The organism is Mesorhizobium sophorae, from assembly GCF_002270415.1.
GTDB lineage: Bacteria > Pseudomonadota > Alphaproteobacteria > Rhizobiales > Rhizobiaceae > Mesorhizobium > Mesorhizobium sophorae.
The window spans coordinates 282,339-307,351 of record NZ_NNRI01000015.1 but is presented as its reverse complement, the minus strand read 5'-3'; the positions used below and the strand labels follow the sequence as shown (position 1 = coordinate 307,351).

Sequence of the window (25,013 nt, the reverse complement as noted above, 5' to 3'; positions counted from 1 at the left end):
AGACCGCACTCAATGAGCCTCTCAGGAGTGAGAATCGTTATGTATGGTCGAATTGGTGGCTCTCTGCGCAGACTTGCGAGCAGCCCATATTTCATTTTCAAATGGAGAGCGGTATGGATGGTTCGCAGTTCAATCCTCGGCAGTTGAATCCGTTTGCATCAGGCTTCGCGCAGCAGAATACCGAGATGCCGGTTGGGCAACAGGCGGACGACTCGAGCCGGCAAGCGAGCTTTGAGCAGCAGCTGAGCCAGTTACAGCCCCCTTCGTCTGAGGAGGGCGGTGGAGGGATCCAGAGCGCGGGCTTGCGGGATAACCCGTTCAGTGGCCCGGAGGCGGCGCAAGGACCGGGTCCATGGCGCAATAGCGGTAGACAGCAACCGGAGTTTGCGGTGAATAAAGAGGTCCGCGTGGGCGCAAAGCGCGAACGCTTTGGGCCCTTTGCCGAGGACAAGGAGCTTGTTTCCACCTTCAAGAAAGCAGCCCGCGAAGCGCAGACGCACGAGAGGACTGTCAAGAGATTGGTAGGTGATCTGCACCATTTAAGCGGCTGGCTGTTCCAGGAAAATCGGGGCCCTATAACCGGCCGGTTTGACCGCGATTCGCCTGGCCATGCTTCTTTTGTCGCCGATGTGCGGGACTATCTGAAGGATGGTGGCCGCTTTGCTGTCGTTGCGCAGCTGAACAAGGTTGCCCCCGGGAGCCTTCCTTCACGAGACCAGCTAATTGGGGAGCTCCCTGCCGAAGACGCCGATCTCTTGGCAAGGTTCCGGGTAGGCGCCGAGCAGCGCAATGCCGCCAAAGGGGACATCAAAAACAGTCTTTCCAGATTTAGGGTGTTTGCTCGGTGGCTCCAAGCAAACGATAGGGACCCTCTAGCTTCTCTGTTGCGAGGCGGTTCGCTAGACAATGAAATTTCGGAGTACAGAAGCCTGGGGGGAGACCCTCAGAATCGCCTTAAATGCGCTCTGGCTAATCTCCCGCGGCTCTTGCCTGGGGGTGAAGAAGCCGAAGCGCCCGGATCCGAACCCCGTGGCATTGGGCGGCCCCGTCACCTGGCTCCTTATCCCGAAGACGGCCCCCTCATTGATGGTGCGCTCGGCCAAGCCTTGAACGATCTTAGGAACCCGACTGCGGCGCAGAGGCAGTTTGCCCAGAAGCGGGCTACACGTCTTCGTGCGCTGAGTGAGTGGCTTCAAAAAACGGGCAGGGGGGGGAGCATAGCTGGTCGACTTAACGGCTCTAACAATGAGCAGTTAACGCTGCGGAACGATGTGGAAGCGTTCAAACTGACTGGAAGCAGAGTACACGCTCCCGATTTGTCGCATCTTGGGAGCTACTTAAAACTCGTCGAGGCGAACCAAGGGTTGGGGCTGCAATCACATGAGCAGTCGGCTTTGCCAGCCGCGCAGACAGCTCGGCAGACCGGCGCGCTGAAGGAGCTCGCCTCGCTGCCCGCTACCCCGAGCGAGGGAGCTCGGGCGTTCTGGAGCCAGGCGATGCAAGAACCCCCGTCATCATCAACTGCCATGGCTCCCTCAGACGTCTTCCGTGAGGTCGCGGGGCGCGACGATGCTCACTTTGCGCCAGCGCACTCTGCCAGGGCCCGTTCTGACACCTACGGCGGTCTTGAGTCAATCGTTGATCTGAATGCGCCCACGCCATCCGAATTGCGCGACGATGCTCACTTCGCGCCAGCGCACTCTGCCAAGGCTCGCTCAGACACCTACGGGGGTCTTGAGTCAATCGTTGATCTGAATGCGCCCACGCCATCCGAATTGCGCGACGATGCTCACTTCGCGCCAGCGCACTCTGCCAAGGCTCGCTCAGACACCTACGGGGGTCTTGAGTCAATCGTTGATCTGAATGCGCCCACGCCATCCGAATTGCGCGACGATGCTCACTTCGCGCACTCTGCCAAGGCTCGCTCAGACACCTACGGGGGTCTTGAGTCAATCGTTGATCTGAATGCGCCCACGCCATCCGAATTGCGCGACGATGCTCACTTCGCGCACTCTGCCAAGGCTCGCTCAGACACCTACGGGGGTCTTGAATCAATCGTTGATCTGAATGCGCCCACGCCATCCGAATTGCGCGACGATGCTCACTTTGCGCCAGCGCACTCTGCCAAGGCCCGCTCAGACACCTACGGCGGTCTTCCATTGGTTGATCTGACAAGGCCCACGCCATCCGGATTACGCGACGAGGTTAATTCTGTGCGGGCATTCTCGACCACCTCCTCCGATGCTCAGATCGGGGCTTTGGATCCGAAAGCCTCGTCCCACGACCGCGGGCTGGTGCTCGGGGACACGCAATGGCTGGGCGACAGGCATATCCTCACGGATTACCAGCTCCTGGCGCAGGAGTTGCAGGGGACCAATCCGAGTCTCGCCGCCCGGACGCGGTTCGTGGATCCCCTCGTAGCCTTTCAGCTGAACTGGGGCGACACGCTAAGTACATTCCACAGTATCGTCCATAATCGGCAGGGTAACGATACAGCCGACTTCCTGTTCCTGCCAGTGAATAATGCCCATGTTTCGGATCCTAATCAACGCGGCAGCCATTGGTCGCTGCTGTTCGTTGATCGCAGCGACCGGCAAAAGCCGGTCGCCTATCACTACGACTCCGCGCAAGGATACAACGCCCGGCCTGCAGAACAGCTCGCAGGACGGCTGGGCGCCCGCCTGGAGTCACCCCTCATGGCCCAGCAGCAGAACAGCTATGATTGCGGCGTCTTTGTCGTGGACGGTATGCGTGAGCTGGTTAGGCGATTGGCGCAGGGAGGGCATTCTATCCACCTGGACCAGCTCGTCGCCGATCGGCAGGCACTGCAAAACCGACTCAGGAGTTGATGTCGGCTTCTGCTGATAGAGCTGGCTGAGGCGACTCTCGCCGACACCAGCCAGCGAAGGACACGCGCGAATGCGAGCTTGAGAAGTTGCATGCTCAGATCGGCCAGCTGACGATCGAGCGTGATCTTAGACTAGCCCCGACCTGTACAGTCTGTTTTACAGAGGATTTCATAGCCATGTTCTTCCGGTCCTTGTTACTCGTCCGCCTCCTCGCCTTTGGCAGCTCAGCCGCCATCGTGCCCGGCACGCAAACTACCATGGCGCAGAATCTGTCCACTCCGTCGCCATGGCCGGACACGCCGACATCACGACTGGAAGCTCTTGCAGTCCTTCAAGCCCTGAATGCCGATCTCCTCAGCAATGCCAGTGCTACGCTGACACTTGATCGCTGGTGCGCAACACACAAGCTGGCGCCGGAAGGCTCGAAGATCGTGGCTCATCGTGTACATGGTCAAGACAAGCCGGCGGATGTCCATATCCGTAAGCTACTTGCCGTAGGCTCGGACGAACCCATAGCCTATCGGCGCGTTCGTCTGGCCTGCGGCGAGCACGTCCTGTCCGAGGCGGACAACTGGTACGTGCCGGCAAGGCTGACGGCCGAGATGAACAAGGCGCTCGATACGAGCGATATAGCATTCGGTCGAGCCGTTCAGGCTCTAAATTTCAGTCGCACGAACCTATCGGCGAAGCTGCTTTGGTCCCCTCTCTCGAAAGGATGGGAAATGCAAACCAGCCTGCCGGCTTCCGGTACTGGATCTCTTGTCCCTCCCCCTTTCCTTCTCGAACATCACGCCGTGCTCAAACTACCGGATGGCGTGCCATTCAGTGCATTGATCGAAAGCTATACCAGCCGCGTGCTGGATTTCCCGGCTCCGCGTCCGTCTTCGCAATAGGCACTCTCCTGCTGCGAACATGAGCCGTCGGTCGGGCACTGCCCGGAAATAAAAAGCCATGTAGTTCGAGCGATCTGAACGCGTATAGAGGTTGTTTCAGCACGGTGGAGACTGGCCACGATCCCGGATAGCTTGATCTCCGGCCGCCGCGTCGCCCGCGAACCCACTATTACATCCCATACATGAGGTTGCTGCTCCCATCGGCGGAATGAGGCCATCTGCCCTGGTTTGTCGAAGACCTAAGGAGAGCAGCGATGGAATATTACGTTGGAGTGGACGTCAGTCTCAAGAGCACGCACATCTGCATTATGGTCAGGATCGACAGGTGGTGTGGCGCGGGAGCGCGGACACGCAGCCGTCAATGATCGCGGAGCGGCTGAAAAGATGGAACGGTCATCTTGCGAAAGTCGGCCTTGAGACAGGCTCGATGACGCCTTGGCTCTACCACGAGCTGAAGGATCAGGGTTTTCCGGTCATCTGCATGGATGCGCGGCGTGCTGCAGATGCCCTGAAGGCGCGGCCTGAGAAGACGGACAAGGCGGATGCGCAGGCGCTTGCCGAGATACTGGCAAGCGGTTTGTATTCTGCGGTGCATGTGAAGACCATGGAAAGCCACCGGCTGAAGGCGTTGCTTGGCGCGCGTGAGCAACTGGTCAATGTCAAGCGCCAGCTTTACGGGCAGGTCCGTGGGCTCCTGCGCAACAGCAGCCAAATGTAGAGAACGCAGCAGCGAAATGTAGAGAACCATTGGTCATAATGATTGACCGACATGCAAAATCGCCGCGCGGGTGGTCGAGATGAAAACCCAGATCCGCCTGCACCTGCCGACCTCCTGCCCCGACCAGCGCATCCTGCGCATCGTCCTCAATCGCATTGCGCGGCTCGTGACATAGCCGACGGGGCGCAGACGTCCCGAAACAAACCCGCCGACCGCAACCTGCAAACCCAGCCCTCCATCACGACGGATCATCGCCGGCGCCTGACGAGGGTTGTCAAAACGCACCGAAACGGCGACCTGATCACCGCCTCAGGCCGCCAAAAGCTCATCGCCGTGCATCAAGGCGGCTAGCATTCGGTGGTTTTTGAAAGCAGCCCGTCTTGATTGACGGTCTTTCGGCAATTCCGGATCACGGTCCGATCCTCTGATCCCAGATTTGTCGGGTGCTACGTCGGGCATGACCGTCCCTCGAAGGGGCCCCCGGGCAGGCTCCCCGCGCCTCGTGGCCTCTTTTTTGCTGTCGCCTCTGCAAGCGTGAATCAACCCGGATCATTCGACCGGGTTGGCCGAACCTTGGCGCCTTCGGGAAATTGTCTTGCGCCGTACAGAGAGCGCAGCCCTTGTAGTTGGCCAGGGTCTGCAGAAAATCTAGCAGAAGGTGCTGTTTCAGTTCGTCCGGGATACCTCCGGACGCGTCGAATCCGAGAGCATAGCACCGGCCTTATGTCTTATCGATTGAACAGCGGCGCGTTCCCGCGTTTCAAATCTGAGCAATACCCAATGATTGCCCCATCGCACCTCGTCGTGCGTACGGTGGGTTTTACTCCCTGTGCTTTGGCCAGATGCTTGATCCGCCTGTCCAGAACAGCGGAGCAAAAGCCAATGACACCGACGAAGCTGCTGATTGGCCAGATCGTGGTTGTGTTTGCTATCGCAGTCCTCGGCGTATGGACGGCAACACAATGGTGCGCCCACATGCTGGGCCATCAGCCACCACTCGGCGCCCCATGGTTTGTCGCGGCCGGCTGGGCAATCTATAAGCCGTGGAAACTTTTCGAATGGTGGTTCCATTTCGACGCTTACGCGCCAGAGGTCTTCGACAAGGCGGGCGCACTTGCCGGCGCCAGTGGCTTCCTAAGCTGTGGCGCTGCTATGGCCGGTTCACTTTGGCGTGCGCGGCAGCGTGGAGCGGTCACTACCTACGGCTCTTCACGATGGGCCGAAAAGTGGGAGATTGAGAAGGAGGGGCTATTCAGGACGGCCGGCGTTTTCCTTGGCAAATTGAAGGACCAGTATCTGCGCCATGACGGCCCAGAGCATGTCATGGCGTTTGCGCCAACACGTTCCGGCAAGGGTGTCGGGCTGGTTCTGCCAACCCTCCTTTCCTGGACCGGCTCGGCCGTCATTCACGACATCAAAGGTGAAAACTGGCAGCTGACCTCCGGCTGGCGCTCGAAGTTTTCACATTGCCTTTTGTTCAATCCTACCGATTCAAGGTCGGCGCGCTACAACCCGCTGCTAGAGGTACGCCAGGGCCTAGACGAGGTCCGCGACGTCCAGAACATCGCCGACATCCTCGTCGATCCGGAAGGCGCGCTGGAGCGGCGAAACCATTGGGAAAAGACCAGCCACTCACTGCTGGTCGGCGCCATCTTGCACGTGCTCTACGCCGAAGAGGAAAAGACGCTAGCCCGTGTCGCTACCTTCCTCTCGGACCCACAGCGCTCGTTTGCTGCAACGCTGCAACGGATGATGACCACCAACCATCTCGGAGCTAGTGAAAAGCCTCAGGTCCATCCTGTCGTGGCCTCGGCGGCTCGTGAGGTGCTGAACAAGTCAGAGAATGAGCGTTCAGGCGTTCTCTCGACCGCCATGTCATTTCTCGGGCTCTATCGCGATCCGACCGTAGCTGCGGCAACATCGGCTTGCGACTGGCGCATTGCTGACCTCATGGATGCAGAGCGACCAATGTCGCTTTATCTGGTCGTGCCGCCATCGGACATCTCACGTACCAAGCCGCTGGTGCGACTGGTGCTCAATCAGATCGGCCGGCGGCTCACCGAGCGGCTGGAGGGCGATCCAAAGAAGAGCCGCAAACATCAACTGCTCATGATGCTCGACGAATTTCCGGCGCTCGGACGGCTCGATTTTTTCGAGACTGCGCTCGCCTTCATGGCCGGCTACGGCATTCGCGCCTATCTGATCGCGCAATCCTTGAACCAGATTTCAAAAGCCTACGGCGAGAACAACGCCATTCTCGACAACTGTCATGTGCGGATTGCCTTTTCGTCCAATGACGAGCGCACGGCAAAACGCATCTCCGATGCGCTCGGCACGGCGACGGAGCTCAGATCCATGCGCAACTATGCCGGCCATAGGCTGGCGCCCTGGCTTTCCCACGTCATGGTCAGCCGCCAGGAAACGGCACGACCTCTGCTGACGCCCGGGGAGGTAATGCAGTTGCCGCCGTCTGACGAACTGGTGTTGGTTTCAGGGCTGCCGCCGATCCGTGCCAAGAAGTTGCGCTATTACCAGGATCAGAATTTCACCGAACGGTTGCTGCCTTCGCCACTGCTTCGGGACGGTCCTTACGCTGATTGCCCTGCGTCGCGTCTGGATGATTGGAGCGGACAGGTGTGCGGCGTTGATCGCCGTCTTGTTCCCGGCGACGAAAGCGGCGTGGCAACCGAAAACGACGGCGGTGTTCAGCAGCAGCGTCATCCAGGTCTGCCCGATGAACACCCCGTCGTCTCTCAGCAGCCGGATCAGGACGATCTCTTCAAGCCCACCGACGATGACAGCGAGGCGCTCCCCGACAAGCTCGTTATGGACCGGATTTCCACTGCCGCGCGTGCCTACGGCATCAACGAGGGAAGGGGCGACGACAAGGACATCGTGCCCGGCTTCTGAACCCCGCTTCGAGTTGGGCGCACCTCAGCGTAGATAACGGCCATACGCGATTTCGGGCACCTCGACGATGCTTGTTCCGTCGCCGGTGCAGCAAGCGTCGGTCAGCCGGAACGAGCCGCATGAAGCCCCACCGCATCCGTCATCAGTTTCTGCTTGAACCCGGGCTGAGCGAGAAGCTGGACAACCTCAGCCGCGATCCATCGACCACCAAATCCGCGGTCGTCGCGAAGGCGGTTGAGGCCTTCATAGAGCGGCGGGGCGAGAACGATCTCGACCAGCGCTACGGCAAGCGGCTCGATCGTCTGTCCCGCGAGCTCGATCATATCAGGCGCGATGTCGAGATGGTTCTGGAGAGCCTGGCGCTCTTCATCCGTTTTTCGATCACGCTTCATGCCCACACGCCGGTTCCGGACAGGGCGACGCAAGCGATTGCCCAGGAGCGTTTCGACAAATTCGTCGAGCAGGTCGGTCGCCAGATCGCCTCCGGGAAAAAATCGCTTGGCGAGGCCAATGGCGGGGGAAGGGAAGGATGAGTTCTCATCCCGAGGCCGACCATCGCCGCCGCGCCATGCTGCGCACCGCCATGGGCCCAGCGATCACCGAAGCCCTAGCCGATCCATTGGTCATCGAGGTGATGGTCAATCCCGACGGTGCGCTGAGGCTCGACCGGCTGGGCGAGGGGCGGGTCGACACCGGCGTGCACATGCACCCTTCCGAGGCGGAGCGCATCATTCGCCTGGTCGCCTCCCACGTGCGCGCCGAAGCGCATGAGGACAATCCGATTGTCAGCGCCGAACTGCCTTCGGGCGAGCGCTTCGAGGGTCTGCTGCCGCCGGTCGTGCTGGCACCATGCTTTGCTATCCGTAAACCGGCCGCAAAGCTCTACACTCTGGCCAACTACGTGGCCGACCGCATCATGTTGCCGCTGCAGGCCGATGCGCTGAAAAAGGCGGTCCGCGAGCGGCGCAACATTCTGGTCGCCGGCGGCACGTCGTCGGGCAAAACAACCCTTGCCAACGCGCTGCTGGCCGAAGTCGCCGAATGCGACGAGCGGGTGATCCTCATCGAGGACACGCGCGAACTGCAATGCGCGGCGAAGGATTGCGTTGCCTTACGAACGAGGCGGGGTTCGGTAACGCTTGCCGATCTCGTGCGCTCGACGCTGCGGCTTAGGCCCGACCGGATCATCGTCGGCGAAGTCCGGGGTGCGGAAGCGCTCGACATGGTGAAGGCATGGAACACAGGGCATCCCGGCGGCATCGCCACGGTTCACGCCAATTCGGCGCGCTCCGCGCTCTATCGCATCGAGCAGCTCGCGCAGGAAGCCGTCGTCACCGTTCCCCGCCGCCTCATCGCCGACGCCATCGATCTGATCGTCTTCATCGCCGGGCGCGGCTCGTCGCGCCGCATCGACGCGATCGCCGAGGTCACCGGTCTTGACGGCAGCGGCGATTACGCCGTCACCCCGCTCACGCTTCCGCAACTCCAGCAGCTCTGAAAGGTCATCTCATGCGCAAGAAGCTTCGCTTTCTTTCGTCCGCCGCGTTCGCGTTTTTTCTCACGGCACCGGCTTTCGCCGCGGGCTCCGGCATGCCCTGGGAGCAGCCGCTGCAGCAGATACTGGAATCGGTGCAAGGGCCGGTCGCCAAGATCGTCGCGGTGATCATAATCATCACCACCGGCCTGACGCTTGCCTTCGGTGATACGGCGGGCGGCTTCCGCCGGCTGATCCAGATCGTCTTCGGTCTGTCGATCGCCTTCGCGGCATCGAGCTTCTTTCTCTCCTTCTTCTCCTTCGGCGGTGGGGCACTCGTCTGATGGCCAGCGGAGAGCAGCATATTGAGGGCTTCGAGGTTCCTGTTCACCGGGCATTGACTGAGGCGATCCTGCTGGGCGGTGCGCCTCGAGCGGTTGCGATCCTCAACGGCACGGTGGCTGCGGCCCTCGGTCTTGGCCTGCAGCAGTGGATCGCCGGGCTGGTACTCTGGATTGCCGGCCACACGCTCGCGGTCTTTGCCGCGCGCCGGGATCCGGACTTCGCGAGCGTGCTTGTCCGTCATCTTCGCATGAAGGGATGGTTTGCATGCTGAACCTTTCGGAGTATCGCGGCAAAGCCGACCGGCTTGCCGACCATTTGCCTTGGGCCGCACTGGTCGCGCCGGGCATCGTGCTCAACAAGGATGGCAGCTTTCAGCGGACGTTGCGGTTCCGGGGTCCCGATCTCGAAAGCGCGACCGAAGCCGAACTCATCGGGATCTGCGCACGGGCGAACAATGCGCTCAGACGCCTTAGCTCCGGCTGGGCATTGTTCTTCGAGGCGGAGCGCATAGAAGCGCTGGGCTATCCGCATTCGCGGTTCCCCGATGCGGCGTCGTGGCTGGTCGACGAAGAACGGCGCGGGGCCTTCGAGGGCAAGGTCGCGCATTTCGAGAGCCGCTATCAACTGACCTTGCTGTTCATGCCGCCGCCGGACGGCCAGGCGCGGGCGGAAAGCGCGCTGGTCGACTCTCATCATTCCGAAGGCGAAAGAGACTGGCGCCAGGAGCTGGCGCGGTTCCGTGACGAGACCGACCGGGTTCTGGGTCTACTGTCGGGCTTCATGCCGGAAATGCGCGCCCTCGATGATGCCGAGACGCTGACTCACCTGCACGGCACAATCTCGACCCGCCGCCATCCAGTCGCCGTACCGGAAACGCCTATGTATCTGGATAGCATGCTGGTCGATGCGCCGCTCACCGGCGGCTTGGAGCCGATGCTGGGTGAGCAGCATCTTCGCACACTTACCATCCTCGGATTCCCGAACCTCACGCGGCCCGGAATTCTGGACGCACTCAACAACCAGGATTTCGCTTATCGCTGGGTGACGCGCTTCATTCCGCTCGACAAGACGGAAGCCACCAAGACGCTGACGCGATTGCGCCGGCAGTGGTTTGCCAAGCGCAAATCGATCGTGGCTATCCTGCGCGAGGTCGTGACCAACGAACCCGTTCCTCTCATCGACAGCGACGCCGACAACAAGGCACTCGATGCAGACGAAGCACTTCAAGCACTGGGCGGCGATCATGTCGGGTTCGGCTATCTCACCACTACTGTGACGGTGTGGGACGAGGACCACCAAGCCGCCGAGGAGAAACTTCGCGCGGTCGAGCGCATCGTCAACGGACTTGGCTTCACTACGATCCGTGAAAGCGTTAATGCCGTGGAAGCGTGGCTCGGCTCGTTGCCTGGTCATGTCTACGCCAACGTTCGCCAGCCGCTCATTCACACACTGAATCTTGCCCATCTCATGCCGCTGTCATCGGTGTGGGCCGGGCCGGCGACGAACGAGCATCTCGCCAATGTTACCCAGACCGAAGCCCCGCCGCTTCTCGTTGCCGAGACCAGCGGGTCGACTCCGTTCCGGCTTTCCACTCATGTCGAGGACGTCGGCCACATGCTGATCGTTGGACCGACCGGCGCCGGCAAGTCGGTTCTGCTAGCACTGATCGCTTTGCAGTTCCGGCGCTATGCCGGCGCGCAGGTCTATGTCTTCGACAAAGGCAATTCGGCGCGTGCGGCGACACTTGCGATGGGTGGAGAGCATCATGTGCTCGGCGCGGACGGTGCGTTTGCCTGCCAGCCACTGCGAAACATCAGCGACCAGGCTACCCGCGGTTGGGCGGCCGAATGGATTGCAGGTCTGATTGCCCATGAGAGCGTCACCGTCACACCGGAGGTGAAGGAGGCAATCTGGTCGGCGCTCAACAGCCTTGCCACGGCGCCGACTCAGGAACGCACGCTGACCGGCCTGTCGGTCCTGCTTCAGTCCAATGCGCTCAAGTCTGCGTTGATGCCCTACACGCTCGACGGTCCCTTCGGCCGGCTGCTCGATGCCGATATCGATCGGCTGGCCTTATCGGATGTGCAATGCTTCGAGACCGAGGAGCTGATGCACAGCCAAGGCGCTGTCCTGCCGGTGCTCACCTATCTTTTCCATCGCCTCGAGGAGCGGTTTGACGGGCGGCCGACGCTGCTCATGCTCGACGAGGCGTGGGTCTATCTCGACAACCCGCTTTTTGCCGCCCGCATCCGCGAATGGCTGAAGGTGCTGCGAAAGAAGAACGTGTCGGTTGTCTTCGCCACCCAATCGCTTGCCGACATCGTGGGCTCTGCAATCGCGCCCGCAATCATCGAGAGCTGCCCACAGCGTATTTTTCTTCCCAATGATCGTGCGGTGGAGCCGCAAGCGCGGGCAGCCTACGAACGCTTCGGTTTGAACGAGCGGCAGATCGAACTGATCGCTCGCGCCACGCCGAAGCGGCACTATTACCTGCAGTCGCGCCGCGGCAACCGTCTTTTCGAGCTCGGGCTCGGCCCGATCACACTCGCGCTGTGCGGTGCTTCCGATCCGGCCACGCAGACCCTTATCGAAAGGGTCCTGTCCGAGCACGGACAGGACAGCTTTGCCTCTCGTTTCCTGAATGCACGCGGCCTGGATTGGGCTGCCGAGCTTCTCCAGCAATTCCCTCAACCAGACACGGAGCAATCGTCATGATGGGACGCCGCCTTTTCACCAGCCTGATCACCGTTTCCCTGATCGCCAAACCGATGGCCGACTACGTCCAGCCAGCCTACGCCCTCATCGTGTTCGATCCGTCGAACTATACCCAGAACGTGCTAACGGCGGCACGCTCGCTGGAGCAGATCAACAACCAGGTCCAATCGCTTCAGAACCAGGCGACCATGCTGCAGAACATGGCGCGCAACCTTCAGCATCTGGATTTTTCTTCCGTTGGCCAACTCACCGGTGCGCTCCATCGCATCGACGGGCTGATGGATCAGGCGAGTGGCCTGAGCTTTGATCTCGACAAGCTTCAAGACCAATGGCGCAATCAATACCCGGAAAGCTATGACGCGACGATAAAGGTCAGCGATGTGGCGGGCGCTGCACGCGAGCGCTGGCAGAGCGCCATGCAGGCGTTTCGCCAGACCATGGGTGTCCAGTCGCAGATCGTCGAGAACGTCCGCGGCGACGGTGACCTGCTTACCGATCTCATCAACCGCAGCCAGGGCGCGGCCGGTGCGCTTGAGGCAAGCCAGGCAACCAACCAGTTGATCGCGCTTTCGACCAAGCAGCAGATGCAGATTCAGACGCTGCTCGCGACGCAGTTTCGAGCTGAAGCCGAGGATGCCGCTCGCAAGGCACAATCCGAGGAGGCCGCCCGCGAGACAACCGAGCGCTTCCTGGGCACCGGCACAGCCTATCCCGGCAACTGATCACCATTTCTTCACGACGAGGAAGGCGGCATGAACGACCTTGGGGTCATCGATCGCTTCATGGAGACCTTTGTCCGCTATATCGACAGCGGGTTCGGTCTGCTCTCGGGCGATGTCGCCTTCCTCACCACGACCCTGATCGGCATCGACATCACACTTGCCGGCCTGGCCTGGGCACTCGGCGGCGAACCCAACGTTCCCGGCCGGCTCATCCGCAAGGTACTCTATGTCGGCGTGTTCGCCTTCATCCTGAACAATTTCAAGAACCTTGCCGACATCATCTATCGGTCCTTTGCCGGTCTCGGCATCAACGCGTCCTCTGGCAATCTCTCCGCCGACAATCTTTTGCATCCGGGCCGCATTGCCGCGACTGGTTTCGAGGGTGCCTGGCCGCTGCTCGATCAGGCAAGCCAGCTCCTGGGCTTCCCAGAAATCTTCGGCAATGCGCTCACCATCTTCGTGCTGCTTGTGGCCTGGTTCCTGGTCATCATCGCCTTCTTTATTCTTTCCATCCAGCTCTTCATCACCATCCTCGAGTTCAAGCTCACCACTTTGGCGGGCTTCGTTCTGGTTCCATTCGCACTCTGGAACCGTTCGGCGTTTCTGGCCGAGCGTGTGCTCGGCAATGTGATCTCGTCGGGCATTAAGGTGATGGTGCTCGCCGTCATCGTGGGCATCGGCTCCACGCTCTTCGGCGAGTTCGCTTCCGCGCTGCAAGGCAAGGAGCCGGACCTGGCCGCCGCCATGTCACAAGTTCTTGGTGCGCTGTCGCTGCTTGGGCTCGGCATCTTCGGGCCAGGCATCGCTTCGGGCCTTGTCTCTGGCGCGCCGCAGCTTGGCGCTGGCGCCGCACTCGGAACCACTGCGGCTGCCGCCGGCGCATCACTCGTTGCCGGAGGCGCGGCATTTGCCGGCGCGCGCATGGCAACCGGCGGCAGTCTCGCCGCAGTCCGTGCGGGCACCTCGATGGGATCGGCTGCTTCCACGGCTTGGCAGCTGGGGCGCGCAACCTCGCTCGACTCTGGCCTGTCCGGTGTAGCTGCTGGACTGCAGGGTGTGACCAGTGCCGCCGGTGGCGCCGCGATGCGAGCTGCACGATCTGCCGCGGGAACGTTCGGGCGCAGCGCCGACGCCGGCCGCGAAGCCGCCTGGACCGCGACTGGCGGTACGCCGACCGCGTCAATGGCCGGAAGCCCAGCCGGTACAGCCACTGATGCCGCTCCCAATTGGGCAAGGCAATTGCGTTCCGAACAGACCGCCCGCGCTCATCGACACGCCGCAGTGCAGGCGGTCCGTGATGGCGACAGGCCGGGTGGCAGCGCCAATCCCTCTCTCAATGACAAGGACGACTAGATGCTCTTCAAGCGACCCGTTCAACGTTACGGCAAGACACCCGAACCGGTCACGCCGTATCAGAAAGCCGCCCAGCTCTGGGACGAGCGTATCGGCTCATCTCGGGTGCAGGCCCGCAATTGGCGGCTCATGGCCCTGGGCTGTCTCGTCTTGGCGACTGGACTTTCCTGCGGACTTGTATGGCAGTCGATGCAAAGCCGCGTCGTGCCGTACGTCGTCGAGGTTGACCGTTTTGGTGAGGCGCGCGCCGTCGCGCCGGCAATCCAAAACTACCAGCCCAACGATGCCCAGATCGCCTGGCACCTCGGCCGCTTCATCCAGAATGTTCGCTCTGTTTCGACCGATCCGGTGCTGGTGCGGCAGAATTGGCTGGCGGCTTACGACTTTGCCACCGACCGCGCCGCTCTCTTCCTCAATGAGTACGCCAAGGCAAACGACCCCTTCGGTCAGATCGGCACGCGCAGCGTGTCGGTGCAGGTGACCAGTGTCGTCAGGGCCTCCGAAAGCTCTTTCCAGGTCAAATGGACCGAGCAGGTGTTTGAGCGCGGCAGCCTGGCCAGCACGACGCGCTGGACCGCGATCCTTACGATCATGATCCGACCGCCAAACAACACGGACCAGCTACGCAGCAATCCGCTCGGTGTCTTCATCAACGCCATCGACTGGTCGCGTGAGCTCGACAGTGCGGCGCCGACATCCGTTTCCCCGAAGGAGTCCTCCGATGACAAATAGAGCCCCATCGTTCCGTGCTGTGCTGATGTTGTCGGTCTCAGCAGCAGTCTTATCAGCGTGTGCATCGAAACCAGTGCCGCCGCCTCAGATTTCCTATGACGCTGCCGACTTCAAGCCAACTGCAATTGAGAAGGCGCCGGAGAACCAGGTCAAAATCGTCGAGGTGCCGAAGCCACTGCCGCTGCCTGGCCAGTTGCAGCCCGAACCGGGCAAGGTGGTGGAAGACAAGCGCGCTCCAGAAGAACGCGTCGCAGATGCCAACAAGGCGGCCACGCAGCAACCCACCAGGTATGGCTATGTTAACGCGGTGCAAGTCTATCCCTTTGCGGATGGCGCGCTTTATCAGCTCTATGCCGCGCCGGAGCGAGTCGTCGACATCGCCCTGCAGTCAGGGGAGAAGCTGACATCCGTGTCGGCCGGCGACACGGTGCGCTGGGTCATCGGCGATACCGTCAGCGGCACCGGTAACAACCAGCGCACCCATGTGCTGGTAAAACCCTTCGCGCCGGGGCTCAGCACCAATCTGGTCATCACAACGGACCGGCGGACCTACCATCTGCAACTTCAAAGCACTGAGAAGACCGCAATGGCGGCAATCTCCTGGACCTACAGCGAGGACCAGATCATCGCGCTGCGCCGAAGCAACGCTCAAGCCGAAGCTGCCACGTCGGTTGCGTCGAATGTGGCACTGGACAACATTCGCTTTCGCTATTCGATTACTGGCGACACCCCGGCCTGGAGACCGAAGCGCGCCTTCGACGATGGCAGCAAGGTTTATATCGAATTTCCGGGTCGCATCGATCAGGGCGAAGCACCACCACTCTTCATCGTCGGTCCTGACGGAACTAGCCAGCTCGTCAACTACCGCATGCGCGGCAACTACTACATCGTGGACCGCCTCTTCGCCGCAGCCGAGCTGCGCCTCGGTGCGAAGCAGCAGCAGGTGGTGCGCATTACAAGGACCGACGGCCGGCAACCGCCGCGGCGGATGACACTCTTTCCACGTCTTGGCAGGTGAGGGGAGCACTCATGACCGATACTTCCCGACCCGATGCGCGGCCAAAACTCGATCCCGAGCAGTTGCAGTTGCGGGCTTCCCCCCGCCGCGCTGTGCGGTTCAGGCGCGGCGTGATCATTGCTATCGCTGCACTCGGATCTGGCGCCATATTCGGCGTTACCATGATGGCGCTCCAAGGACCGGCTTGGCGTATCAAAGAGCAGGCGGTAGACCTGTACAATACCGAGCGGAAGCCAACCGCCGAAGGACTTGAAACGCTTCCCAAGGATTATTCCGGGATCACGCCGAAGGCTCCGGTGCTTGGGCCACCATTGCCGGGCGATCTCGGCCGCGCCATCCTCGAACGTCAGCGCCAGCTCGGCATCGCGCCGGGGCAGGAGGCATCGGCCGAGGAACAGCGCCTCGCCCAGCAGGCGATCGCGGCGCGCGAGTCGCAAGTCATGCTCAGGATCGAGAATCGGCTCGAAACGTCGCCTGTTGCAGGCACAGGGCCAAGTAAGCAGCAGCCGTTTGAGGCGCTCGCACAATCCGATGCGACACGCCAGTCGGCTTCGGTGGCGACGACCGAGGGTGACCAAAACAACCAACAGCGCAAGCTCGATTTTATCAACCAGAAAAACGCCAGTGGAATCTACAATCCGCATGCGCTGCAGACGCTGGCTTCCCCATATCAGCTCATGGCCGGCAGCGTGATCGCCGCTAGCCTGATCACCGGCATCAATTCCGACTTGCCAGGTTTGGTCGTCGCGCAGGTCACCGAGAATGTGCACGACACGGTCACGGGCCACGCCTTGCTCATCCCGCAGGGGTCAAGGCTGATCGGCACCTATGACAGCGTCGTCGCTTTTGGCCAAAAACGCGCGCTGCTGGTTTGGCAACGCATTGTGATGCCTGACGGCTCGTCGATCGAAATCGACAATCTGCCTGCCACAGACACCGCCGGCTATGCGGGACTTGAGGACAAGGTGGATTTCCACACATGGCAGCTGATCAAGGGCGTTGCGCTAGGCACTCTACTGGGCGTCGGCACCGAGCTGAGTTTTGGGGAAAACGAAAGCGATCTTGTCAAGGCAATCCGGGAATCCACTCAGCAGAACGTCAGTCAGGCCGGCCAGCGCATCACCGAAAAGAACCTGAACATCCAACCCACCATCACCGTCCGTCCCGGTTGGCCACTGCGCGTCATCGTACATAAGGATCTCGTGCTGCGGCCGTATTCGGGTTGAACAGGAGTAGTCATGGCCAACCTGAAACTCGGGAAGCTTCCGGACCGGACCCCTTCCAAGATCACCATCACTGTAAGCGCCGGCCTGGGCCAAGCACTGAACGACTATGCGGCGCTTTACCGCCAGACCTATGGCGAGTCTGAAACGGTGGCCGAGCTCATCCCGTTCATGCTGGCGGAGTTCCTGGAAAGCGACCGCGCGTTTGCCAAGGCCAAAAAGGACGGCATGCCAACCTCAGACACGTCGGAGAAATCACGGCGCCAATCAACGCCTAGTACCTCTGCACAGAGGTTATGACGGGTTGAACCGGCTGAAGTTTGGGTAGGATGTCGTGGTCGACGAGCAGTTGGATGCTGCGCGCGACACCTGGTTGCCTGCGGATGAGGCCGGAGCGTTCGAGGGTTAGCACCATCTGGTGGACGGACGGCGGGGTGACGCCGAAATAGCGTTGCATGTCGCGTTCGGCCGGCGGCTGGCGGTTGATCTGCATATAAGCCCAGATGAAGGCGAGGTACTGGCCCTGTTTTTCGGTGAAGCTGGGACCCGCAGGCGTTTGCCCGTCAAGTAATTGATTCAATTTTCGATTCATCCGGAACCCTTGGCAACCGAGGAGGCTTTCTAGATGAATCCACGCTATCGTGTCGATCTCGACCAACCCGAACGCGATGAACTCACAGCGATGCTGGCAGGCGGCAAGCAGCCGGCTCGCAAGCTCAAGCGGGCGCAGATCCTGCTCGCCGTCGACGCGGGCTTGGGTGACGAGGCCATTGCCGCGACGGTGGTGGTCGGCGGCTCCACTGTCTATCGCACCAAGCGCCGCTTCGTGGAGATGGGTCTGGAGGCGGCGCTCAGCGAAGAGCCACGCGCAGGCGCGCAACGCAAGCTGACGGGCAAGGAAGAAGCCCTGCTGGTGGCCACCGCCTGTTCCAGTCCGCCGCCTCGACCTAGTGAGTGTCTACTTGCCCCAACCGATACCGACTCGTCCCACTTCCAGTCCATTATGTCGAAGCCCTGCGGAGAAGCGCGACGACCAAGTCGATAACCATTCGTCATGGAAACAGCTCGCGCACGGACACCTTCGGCCGCCGCTCTTCGATCGCGATGCGGAGCTTCTTGGCCACGATCTTTTCGAGCGAAATCCGGCGACGCAACGCTTCGACGACGTCCATGCCGTCCATCATGACGATGCGCCTAGCGACGAAAGCTTGGAGTCCTTCCGGAGTGAATCCCGAATATGAAACGAACAGGCCACGCGCGCCTTCGAAGTGTTGCCCGATCAGCTCTTGGAACGACCGGAGTTCAGCAGCGCCGGTCTGGCCATTGCGCCATTTCGCTTCGAGGAAATAGACGGTGTTGCCGTGCAGGAAGCTGCCGTCGATCTGCTCGCCTTTGAGCTTGAAGGCCTTTCGCGGTTCTAACCCCCAGGCATCGAACCAGCGCTTCAGAAACTTCTCAAAAGCGTAACCACGCGCCTGTGCTGCATCGTCCATTCCATGCAGCACCATGAACTCGTTTTCGAGATCGACCTGTGTGGATTCGGTTAACCCGCGGCCCAGCGGCGCATTGGGTTCAGGGGTGGCCGCGCCCGGAATCGGCTTGCCGCCCAGCCGCTCAACCAGTGCGCTCAGTCGCTCGCGCCCCTGGGGAACGCAATCTTCGTGTCCCGCAATATAGGCCACGCGATATTCCCAAAGGCCGTGCAGCGCCTTTACGATCGCGCTCTTTTGGGCCTTCTGCATAAATGCGCGCAGGCGCTTGCCCTTACTGTTGGCGTTGTCGATCAGATAGGCGTCGTTGTAGATATCGACGCCCACATCGTCCCGGAAGAATTCTTGGTAGGTGCGGTTAGTGAAGTCCATGACGTAACCGTCGCCGAACAGATCGCCGACAAGCTTCAGATCTACCGCCTTGATTTCGCCGCTCATCGACTCACTATTCCAATTATCTCAGCGACCAATTTGATCCAGCACCGAACACGAACGCAATTGCGTTTCTGTTGGTGCATCCGCCTGTCCACATTCCCGCTGACAGCCCGTTCTCACCAACACATGAGCGTCGTTCCAAACCCATCGGCCTAGCCCGGCGACCCTGCGAGAACAGATTTGTTTTGAAAATACCTGTGCTAAAGAAGGCCTTCCGGGCCAGGAGGGGACATTGCCAATTCAAAATATCCATACTTACTTGGTTCACCCCAACAAGGGGGTCGAAAACGCAGCTGCCGTAGTTGGCAATGAAGTACCTCATGTGGGGGATATGTACGCGCTGTTGAGCTCTGTTTACGCGAAAGCAGACGTGGAATGTAACATCGGTATTGCTTTCAATCCGGCCGCTAACGGCATCCAGTCAAATCCATGCCGAAATCTACTTTTAGCTTATGCAAATGCGCCGACAATAGCTACAGGGCGAGGTCTAGCCGAAAGGCTATCGGGTGTAACGACGAAAAGGTCCGGCCTGGGATTGATGTTCTTGATACGTGGCATGGAGGGGGTGCATCACAAGGTAGTTGTCTCGCGTTTCCGCGCCAACAACGGCGTCGTAGTCAACGAAGCCGCCGATATGCTGACAGTCGAATTCATCGACCGTGTTTTTATGAAAAACGCGCATTCCTACAAAGCGGTGGTGTATCGCCATCAGTCCCTCACAGGGGGCTTCTGGGATGGCATGGCAGTCGACAAGCAGATTAACAGCCAAGATTTGGAGTCGTCCGATTATTGGGTGAAGGACTTCCTCAGCTCTTCGTTCAAAACCAGCGCTGCATCGGGGACCCGCAGGTTGGCGATAGCGCTGAAGGACGCCATCAAAAGCGCTCCAAACATCGACATCAAGAAGCAGATAAGCGCCGCCGTGACCCTCGCCGGCAATCTGGACGGACAGGCAATGAGCGTGAACGAATTCTGTGTCCGGTATAATTTTACCGAGGAAGCCCGAAGTGCTGTGACGACTGCGTTGGGTCGGGAGGACCTTGCCGGCGACAATTTCCAGTTCAGCGCGGCCGAGTTCGAAAAGCAGCTGCCTTACCGGACAGTTGAGCTCGATTCAGGCGCTTTTCTAACCGCTGGCGCAAGCGATTTCGACCAGGTCTTCAGTCAGGTGCCGGTCGCCGGCCACCATGATAAAATTCGATTTTCTACCGAAGGCAAGATCGTCAGTGAAAAGCTGGAAAAATCCCGATGAGTGATATCGAGGGTGACTATCGTCTCCGCCATGACAAGGCGTTGACACCGATAGCAGGATCGTTGGCGACCTATCTGAACGACCTTTTGAAAGGTATCCAACGAATAGACCGCGTTTCGACACGTCCTAAGTCAATAGATCGCTTTGTGGCCAAGGCAACTAAACTCAAGGATGACAGACCAAAATACGACGATCCGCTTCATCAGATCCAGGATCAGATCGGCGCCCGCATCATCACCTTCTATCTCGAGGACGTGCCGCGGGTCGCTGACGCTGTCCTACCCTATTTCCATGCCATCGAACGCCAAAAAATCGTGCCGGAACGCGAGTGGGAGTTTGGCTACTTTGGACAACATTATATCTTGATGTTACCGGCCGATGTGGTCGACTCTTCGATAGACAAGGCTCTTGTACCGGAATTTTTCGAACTCCAGATTAAAACCCTCTTCCAGCACGCTTGGTCCGAGGCAGAACATGATCTGGGGTACAAACCCGGATCTCAACCGTTAGAGGCCGACCAACTTCGTCAGCTGGCGTATACTTCAGCACAAGCATGGGGGGCGGATCGGATGTTCAATGAGCTGTTCTTGGCGAGGGAGGGCGTTCTGCGCAGTGCGGGCTAAGGCCTGCGTGGGGATTTCTACCCCGCTGCTAAATCACTGCCTCAGCGTACTGGGAAGCTCCGAATCCTTCATCCCCTGAGTAATCCGGTGCAATGGCAGCAAAGGGCAGAACTCGCTCCGATAGCGGACTGACGGCTTGCGGCCCAAACCAGACTTTCATGTTCACGGATGTGCGTTTGCTCTGAGACTTTTTTGACTCAGCCCGCCGCGGGTATCAGCGCTCTCAATTTCGTCCAGATAATCTGCCCACCACTGCAACATCCTTACGCGCTCTTCCCAGTGCTCCGCGCGGGCATAAGCGCGGCGAACGTCGTTGTTTTCGATGTGGGCCAGTTGGCGCTCTATGGCGTCGGGGTGCCACTTGCCGCATTCGTTTAGTAGGGTTGATGCCGTTGCGCGAAAGCCGTGCGCCGTCGCCTCTCGTTTGCTGTAGCCAAGACGACGCAGGGCCGCATTGAGGGTATTGTCGGAAATCGGCCTGGAAGCCGATCGCACGCTTGGAAATAGCAGCGTCCCATTGCCGGAGATTTTTGCAAGATCGGTCAGAATAGTCACCGCCTGCCTGGAAAGAGGAACCCGGTGTGGTCGTCGCATTTTCATGCGCGCTTCCGGAATGATCCAAACCGAATTTTCAAAGTCGAACTCCACCCATTCTGCGGCGCGAAGCTCACCGGGACGAGGAAACAGCAGCGCCATCAGCTTCAGGGCGGCTCGGGTTGTAGGCTGTCCGTCGAATGTCTCGATTGCACGCAGCAAGCCGCCCAATGCCTTCGGATCGGTAACGGCGGCACGCGGTGTGACCGTTGGACTGATGAGTGCGCCCCTCAGGGCGAACGTTGGATCTGCCTCAGCGCGTGCGGTCGCGATTGCGTATCGAAACACACTGCCAATAGTGGAACGAAGGCGCCTGGCCGACTCGTACCGCCCCCGAACCTCCACGCGACGAAGGGCAGTGAGAATTGTGGACGCATTGATCTCTCGAATGCTCTTATCGCCGATTGTCGGATAGGCAAAGTCGAGCAGCCATTTGACCTTGCTGATCGTCCGGTCGGCACGTCCCTCCTTCTTCAGCTTGTCAACATATTCGTCCGCGATTGACCGAAAGGTGTCTTTTGGCGAATTGGCTTTGCGGAACCTGCGCTCCTGCGCTGGGTCGGCAGCACCCTTAAGAAGGCGTTTTGCCTCATCGCGCGCTTGGCGGGCATCTGCGAGAGAAATGACAGGATAGCTGCCCAAGGACAGAAGCTTCTGCTTGCCGTCGAACCGATACGCCAGGCGCCAAAGCCGCGTGCCCGATGGCTGCACCCACAGCTGCAACCCCCCGCCGTCGGAGAGTTTCTGGAGCTTGGACGCGGGCCGGGTGTTGCGGCATTTCACGTCGGATAGAGCCATTTGTGGGACCTCCTGTTTGGCGCTTCGATACCAACAGACTCTCAGATACCAACAAAAATACCAACAGCTCGCCTCGTTGGACCAAGTTTGCCGAGCTACGACGAAATTCGCCCAAGCACGTCGTTCGTGCTGAAAATAGCAGCGAATTCAGGCGGTTATAGCGAGCAAAGCGTAGAGGCTTCGGCGAAAGAGTGCGCGGGGGAAGGAGAGGATGGTGCCCAGAGGCGGATTCGAACCACCGACACGCGGATTTTCAGTCCGCTGCTCTACCAACTGAGCTATCTGGGCCTGTTCCGGCAAACGAAATCTCGTGCACCGGATCTCATGAAGCGCCATGGGCGCCCCTTGAAAGCGCGTGGGTTATAGCACGGGAATCCGGCCTGTCCAGCGCCCAGATGGCGATTTCAGACAGGAAATGAGACGCCGTGCAATGGCCGGTTCCGGTACCGTAGCGACGGGCGGAACGGCTTGCGGCGCGGTCCCATTTCGGCGGGCGCCGCCCTTGTGCGCAACGGCGCGACCCGTTTTTTAGCCGGCGATCAAGATGCTCGGCATTCGCGGCGCCGGGCAAGCACCGCCCGGTCTCCGCATTCTATCTGGTGGCGGACACGCCCCTGCGAAAATCGGAGGGTGACATGCCGGCCAGCTTGCGGAACGATTTGTTGAAGGCGCTGAGCGAGCCGAAGCCTGAATCCATGGCGACGCGGAGCACATTGGCGTCCTGGTGCATCAACAGCGCCTGCGCGTAGCTCAGCCGCAAAAGGTTGACATACTCGTTGAGCGTCATGCCCGTCGATTTCTTGAACAGGCTCATGGCGTATTTCGGGTGGATGTCGGCTGCGGCCGCGATGTTCACGCAATCGATGTCGTAGAGGAAGTTCTCGGCGATGAAATCGCACATGCGTCCGACGTTGCGCGACGACTGCTGGTCGAAGGCGCTGCCGGTTTCCTGGCCGATCGGGGTTGCGGAAACGAGCCGGTAGGGCTCGAATCGAACACGCTCCAGCCGCAGCAGCAATTCGTTGACGGCGTGTTCCGCCTTGGCCTGGTCGCCGGACCGGGCGTAGCGGTTCCAGCGCTCGAAATTATGGTTGTCGGAGGGGTCGGTGGCACTCGTCACCAGTGTGGCACCCGTCATCAGCCGGTGCCGGATGTCCGTGGGCAGGTGCAGCCGGAAAAAATGCACCAGCGGCAGATGCGCACCGGCATAGACGGCGTCGTCGGACAAATCGTCCATCTGGTGCGGCAGGCCACCCCAGAACAGGCACATCTCGCCGGCAGACAGCGAAATCTCGTGGTCGTTCATGCGGTAATGGACGCTGCCTCGCACGATGAAATTCACTTCGACCTGGGCATGCCAATGCGGTTTGAGCATCACCAGAGGACTGGTGTGAAACATTTGCAGCAGCAGCGGCAAGCCTTCCACGCTGCTGGCACCAGGCTGGTAAAACGGTCGTTCCGGCATCTTACTTTCCGCCAATTTCATATTCCCTTTGACGGCGACAGGCCCTGCCCACTGCATAGTCTAGCCACGCTCACAGTGAGAGAGCAAATGGAATGGGAGGATTTCAATGCGCATCACAATGACCTGCGCCGCGCTCGCGCTCGCCCTGGGCTCTGCCCCGGCCTTTGCGCAATCCGGCGAAATCACGATCTGGAGCTGGAATGTCGCGGCTTCATCGCTGAAGGCGACCGTTGCCGGCTTCAACAAGCAATTTCCCGACGTCAAGGTGACGGTCCAGGATCTCGGCAACCAGCCGACCTACGACAAGTCGATCGCCGGCTGCGCCGCCGGAGGCGTCGGCCTGCCCGATATCGTCACCATCGAGAACGGCGAGGCCGAGAATTACTGGAGCCAGTTCCCCGACTGCTTCGTCGACCTGCATACGCTGGGCTATACCGCCGAGGACCAGAAGAAATTCCCCGACTTCAAGCGCACCGAGCTCGAAGTCGGCGACAAGGCCTATGCAATGCCGTGGGATTCGGGTCCAGTGGCGGCCTTTTACCGCCGCGACTTCTACGAAAAGGCCGGCGTCGATCCGGCATCGATCAAGACCTGGGACGATTTCATCGCCGCCGGCAAGAAGATCCAGGCCGCCAACCCGGGCGTCTCGATGACCAATGCGGATTTCAACGGCGACAGCGAATTCTTCCGCATGATTTCCAACGAACAGGGCTGCGCCTATTTCGCCGAGGACGGCCAGTCGATCACGATCAACCAGCCCAAATGCGTTGATGCCATGACCAAGGTCAAGGAGATGAAGGACGCCGGTATCGTCTCCTCCGCCGACTGGAGCACCAAGATCACCAACAACACCGCCGGCACCGTCGCCACCCAGGTCTATGGCGGCTGGTATGAAGGTACCATCCGCACCGAATCGGCTGGTGAAAATGGCAAATGGGGCGTCTACCTGATGCCAAGCCTCACCGCCGACGGGCCGCGCGCCGCCAATCTCGGCGGCTCCTCGCTGGCCATCACCTCGGCGTCCAAGAACAAGGAGGCCGCCTACGCCTATCTGAAATACACGCTCGGAACCAATGAAGGCCAGATCACCATGCTGAAGGACTTCGGCCTGGTGCCCTCGCTGGTGTCGGCGCTCAATGACCCCTATGTCGCGCAAGGCCTGCCCTACTGGGGCGGCCAGGCGGTGTGGAAGGACATCCTCGGCACCTTGCCCAAGGTTGTTCCGAGCCGCGGCACGCAGTTCCAGAGCGACGCCGAAATCATCGTCCGCGCCGTGCAGACCAAATATCTGGCCGGCGGCTACCCCGACGCCAAGGCAGCGCTCGACGATGCCGCAAGCCAGATCGCCGCGGCGACCGGATTGCCCGTCAAATCTTGATCTGGACCGAGACGGTCCCGGGCGGC

22 protein-coding genes, 1 tRNA gene and 1 pseudogene are annotated in these 25,013 nt (G+C 60.3%); 19 read left to right on the top strand and 5 right to left on the bottom strand.

The window, feature by feature from the left end; translation table 11 throughout:
- Positions 1-113 precede the first annotated feature (113 nt).
- From CGZ66_RS24180 to CGZ66_RS24110, 15 genes are all read left to right on the top strand, one after another.
- On the top strand, positions 114-2,849 hold the full coding sequence (locus tag CGZ66_RS24180; protein WP_245331191.1) for a Ulp1 family isopeptidase: 2,736 nt from the start codon (positions 114-116) through the stop codon (positions 2,847-2,849).
- A gap of 176 nt (positions 2,850-3,025) precedes the next feature.
- Positions 3,026-3,742 (top strand): hypothetical protein, encoded by a 717-nt coding sequence (locus CGZ66_RS24175; protein ID WP_095088709.1) that lies wholly within the window; start codon positions 3,026-3,028, stop codon positions 3,740-3,742.
- A gap of 361 nt (positions 3,743-4,103) precedes the next feature.
- Positions 4,104-4,460: an IS110 family transposase gene (locus tag CGZ66_RS24170; protein WP_167392229.1), complete on the top strand. Its 357-nt coding sequence runs from the start codon at positions 4,104-4,106 to the stop codon at positions 4,458-4,460.
- 882 nt (positions 4,461-5,342) lie between these two features.
- Positions 5,343-7,370, top strand: coding sequence for a conjugal transfer protein TraG (locus CGZ66_RS24165; protein ID WP_095088705.1), 2,028 nt, complete (start codon positions 5,343-5,345; stop codon positions 7,368-7,370).
- 119 nt (positions 7,371-7,489) lie between these two features.
- Positions 7,490-7,903, top strand: a complete 414-nt coding sequence (locus CGZ66_RS24160; RefSeq protein WP_095088703.1) for a CopG family transcriptional regulator — start codon at positions 7,490-7,492, stop codon at positions 7,901-7,903.
- Positions 7,900-8,868: a P-type conjugative transfer ATPase TrbB gene (gene trbB / locus CGZ66_RS24155; RefSeq protein ID WP_095088701.1), complete on the top strand. Its 969-nt coding sequence runs from the start codon at positions 7,900-7,902 to the stop codon at positions 8,866-8,868. Before CGZ66_RS24160 ends, trbB begins: the two co-directional genes overlap by 4 nt.
- Before the next feature lie 11 nt (positions 8,869-8,879).
- Positions 8,880-9,188 carry a TrbC/VirB2 family type IV secretion system protein gene (locus CGZ66_RS24150; protein WP_095088699.1) on the top strand — a complete coding sequence of 103 codons (309 nt, stop codon included), beginning with the start codon at positions 8,880-8,882 and terminating at the stop codon, positions 9,186-9,188.
- Positions 9,188-9,460: a VirB3 family type IV secretion system protein gene (locus tag CGZ66_RS24145; protein WP_095088697.1), complete on the top strand. Its 273-nt coding sequence runs from the start codon at positions 9,188-9,190 to the stop codon at positions 9,458-9,460. Before CGZ66_RS24150 ends, CGZ66_RS24145 begins: the two co-directional genes overlap by 1 nt.
- A complete protein-coding gene (trbE, locus tag CGZ66_RS24140) occupies positions 9,454-11,904 on the top strand; it encodes a conjugal transfer protein TrbE (protein WP_095088695.1) in 2,451 nt (816 codons plus the stop codon). The genes CGZ66_RS24145 and trbE overlap by 7 nt, the downstream gene beginning before the upstream one ends.
- Positions 11,901-12,626 (top strand): P-type conjugative transfer protein TrbJ, encoded by a 726-nt coding sequence (gene trbJ / locus CGZ66_RS24135; protein ID WP_095088690.1) that lies wholly within the window; start codon positions 11,901-11,903, stop codon positions 12,624-12,626. Before trbE ends, trbJ begins: the two co-directional genes overlap by 4 nt.
- A 30-nt stretch (positions 12,627-12,656) precedes the next feature.
- Positions 12,657-13,979, top strand: a complete 1,323-nt coding sequence (gene trbL, locus CGZ66_RS24130) for a P-type conjugative transfer protein TrbL (protein ID WP_095088685.1) — start codon at positions 12,657-12,659, stop codon at positions 13,977-13,979.
- The gene (gene trbF / locus CGZ66_RS24125) at positions 13,980-14,711 is read left to right on the top strand and encodes a conjugal transfer protein TrbF (RefSeq protein WP_095088683.1); all 732 of its coding nucleotides are present in this window, start codon (positions 13,980-13,982) and stop codon (positions 14,709-14,711) included. It begins immediately after the preceding gene.
- On the top strand, positions 14,701-15,729 hold the full coding sequence (gene trbG, locus CGZ66_RS24120) for a P-type conjugative transfer protein TrbG (RefSeq protein ID WP_095088680.1): 1,029 nt from the start codon (positions 14,701-14,703) through the stop codon (positions 15,727-15,729). The genes trbF and trbG overlap by 11 nt, the downstream gene beginning before the upstream one ends.
- A gap of 11 nt (positions 15,730-15,740) precedes the next feature.
- Entirely contained in the window at positions 15,741-16,955 is a 1,215-nt protein-coding gene (locus tag CGZ66_RS24115) for a TraB/TrbI/VirB10 family type IV secretion system protein (RefSeq protein ID WP_095088678.1), read from the top strand.
- 12 nt (positions 16,956-16,967) lie between these two features.
- A complete protein-coding gene (locus CGZ66_RS24110) occupies positions 16,968-17,252 on the top strand; it encodes a DUF2274 domain-containing protein (protein WP_095088676.1) in 285 nt (94 codons plus the stop codon).
- Here the strand turns inward: CGZ66_RS24110 and CGZ66_RS24105 are convergent.
- A complete protein-coding gene (locus CGZ66_RS24105; RefSeq protein ID WP_245330990.1) occupies positions 17,227-17,532 on the bottom strand; it encodes a LexA family protein in 306 nt (101 codons plus the stop codon). The two genes, CGZ66_RS24110 and CGZ66_RS24105, sit on opposite strands and share 26 nt — an antisense overlap.
- A 45-nt stretch (positions 17,533-17,577) precedes the next feature.
- On the opposite strand from CGZ66_RS24105, the pseudogene CGZ66_RS24100 reads away from it, so the two are divergent.
- Positions 17,578-17,892: pseudogene (locus tag CGZ66_RS24100) on the top strand (helix-turn-helix domain-containing protein); the annotation flags it as partial.
- A gap of 112 nt (positions 17,893-18,004) precedes the next feature.
- Here the strand turns inward: CGZ66_RS24100 and CGZ66_RS40865 are convergent.
- Positions 18,005-18,880: a restriction endonuclease gene (locus tag CGZ66_RS40865; RefSeq protein WP_095088674.1), complete on the bottom strand. Its 876-nt coding sequence runs from the start codon at positions 18,878-18,880 to the stop codon at positions 18,005-18,007.
- Between the two features lie 229 nt (positions 18,881-19,109).
- Here CGZ66_RS40865 and CGZ66_RS24090 point away from each other — a divergent pair, with 229 nt between their 5' ends.
- Both CGZ66_RS24090 and CGZ66_RS24085 read left to right on the top strand, forming a co-directional pair.
- Entirely contained in the window at positions 19,110-20,129 is a 1,020-nt protein-coding gene (locus tag CGZ66_RS24090) for a hypothetical protein (protein ID WP_143748826.1), read from the top strand.
- Positions 20,126-20,752, top strand: a complete 627-nt coding sequence (locus CGZ66_RS24085; RefSeq protein ID WP_095088670.1) for a GTP pyrophosphokinase — start codon at positions 20,126-20,128, stop codon at positions 20,750-20,752. Before CGZ66_RS24090 ends, CGZ66_RS24085 begins: the two co-directional genes overlap by 4 nt.
- A 162-nt stretch (positions 20,753-20,914) precedes the next feature.
- On the opposite strand, the gene CGZ66_RS24080 is transcribed toward CGZ66_RS24085, so the two are convergent.
- The 3 genes from CGZ66_RS24080 to CGZ66_RS24070 form a co-directional block, all read right to left on the bottom strand.
- Positions 20,915-22,144, bottom strand: a complete 1,230-nt coding sequence (locus tag CGZ66_RS24080) for a tyrosine-type recombinase/integrase (protein WP_095088668.1) — start codon at positions 22,142-22,144, stop codon at positions 20,915-20,917.
- A 212-nt stretch (positions 22,145-22,356) separates the two neighbouring features.
- Positions 22,357-22,432: transfer RNA gene (locus CGZ66_RS24075), tRNA-Phe, on the bottom strand.
- Positions 22,433-22,736: 304 nt separating this feature from the next.
- On the bottom strand, positions 22,737-23,630 hold the full coding sequence (locus CGZ66_RS24070; protein ID WP_206073758.1) for a helix-turn-helix domain-containing protein: 894 nt from the start codon (positions 23,628-23,630) through the stop codon (positions 22,737-22,739).
- A gap of 85 nt (positions 23,631-23,715) precedes the next feature.
- Here CGZ66_RS24070 and CGZ66_RS24065 point away from each other — a divergent pair, with 85 nt between their 5' ends.
- On the top strand, positions 23,716-24,987 hold the full coding sequence (locus CGZ66_RS24065; protein ID WP_095088666.1) for an extracellular solute-binding protein: 1,272 nt from the start codon (positions 23,716-23,718) through the stop codon (positions 24,985-24,987).
- Positions 24,988-25,013: the final 26 nt, after the last annotated feature.

What these genes read in the sequence shown, in the direction of transcription:
- CGZ66_RS24165 (WP_095088705.1), top strand. Translation starts at nt 5,343, where the DNA reads ATGACACCGACGAAGCTGCTGATTGGCCAGATCGTGGTTGTGTTTGCT.
- trbE (WP_095088695.1), top strand. Translation starts at nt 9,454, where the DNA reads ATGCTGAACCTTTCGGAGTATCGCGGCAAAGCCGACCGGCTTGCCGAC.
- CGZ66_RS24145 (WP_095088697.1), top strand. Translation starts at nt 9,188, where the DNA reads ATGGCCAGCGGAGAGCAGCATATTGAGGGCTTCGAGGTTCCTGTTCAC.
- CGZ66_RS24180 (WP_245331191.1), top strand. Translation starts at nt 114, where the DNA reads ATGGATGGTTCGCAGTTCAATCCTCGGCAGTTGAATCCGTTTGCATCA.
- CGZ66_RS40865 (WP_095088674.1), bottom strand. Translation starts at nt 18,880, where the DNA reads ATGAGCGGCGAAATCAAGGCGGTAGATCTGAAGCTTGTCGGCGATCTG.
- CGZ66_RS24150 (WP_095088699.1), top strand. Translation starts at nt 8,880, where the DNA reads ATGCGCAAGAAGCTTCGCTTTCTTTCGTCCGCCGCGTTCGCGTTTTTT.
- trbG (WP_095088680.1), top strand. Translation starts at nt 14,701, where the DNA reads ATGACAAATAGAGCCCCATCGTTCCGTGCTGTGCTGATGTTGTCGGTC.
- CGZ66_RS24175 (WP_095088709.1), top strand. Translation starts at nt 3,026, where the DNA reads ATGTTCTTCCGGTCCTTGTTACTCGTCCGCCTCCTCGCCTTTGGCAGC.
- CGZ66_RS24085 (WP_095088670.1), top strand. Translation starts at nt 20,126, where the DNA reads ATGAGTGATATCGAGGGTGACTATCGTCTCCGCCATGACAAGGCGTTG.
- CGZ66_RS24080 (WP_095088668.1), bottom strand. Translation starts at nt 22,144, where the DNA reads ATGGCTCTATCCGACGTGAAATGCCGCAACACCCGGCCCGCGTCCAAG.
- CGZ66_RS24170 (WP_167392229.1), top strand. Translation starts at nt 4,104, where the DNA reads ATGATCGCGGAGCGGCTGAAAAGATGGAACGGTCATCTTGCGAAAGTC.
- trbB (WP_095088701.1), top strand. Translation starts at nt 7,900, where the DNA reads ATGAGTTCTCATCCCGAGGCCGACCATCGCCGCCGCGCCATGCTGCGC.
- trbF (WP_095088683.1), top strand. Translation starts at nt 13,980, where the DNA reads ATGCTCTTCAAGCGACCCGTTCAACGTTACGGCAAGACACCCGAACCG.
- trbL (WP_095088685.1), top strand. Translation starts at nt 12,657, where the DNA reads ATGAACGACCTTGGGGTCATCGATCGCTTCATGGAGACCTTTGTCCGC.
- trbJ (WP_095088690.1), top strand. Translation starts at nt 11,901, where the DNA reads ATGATGGGACGCCGCCTTTTCACCAGCCTGATCACCGTTTCCCTGATC.
- CGZ66_RS24070 (WP_206073758.1), bottom strand. Translation starts at nt 23,630, where the DNA reads ATGAAATTGGCGGAAAGTAAGATGCCGGAACGACCGTTTTACCAGCCT.
- CGZ66_RS24110 (WP_095088676.1), top strand. Translation starts at nt 16,968, where the DNA reads ATGGCCAACCTGAAACTCGGGAAGCTTCCGGACCGGACCCCTTCCAAG.
- CGZ66_RS24160 (WP_095088703.1), top strand. Translation starts at nt 7,490, where the DNA reads ATGAAGCCCCACCGCATCCGTCATCAGTTTCTGCTTGAACCCGGGCTG.
- CGZ66_RS24065 (WP_095088666.1), top strand. Translation starts at nt 23,716, where the DNA reads ATGCGCATCACAATGACCTGCGCCGCGCTCGCGCTCGCCCTGGGCTCT.
- CGZ66_RS24115 (WP_095088678.1), top strand. Translation starts at nt 15,741, where the DNA reads ATGACCGATACTTCCCGACCCGATGCGCGGCCAAAACTCGATCCCGAG.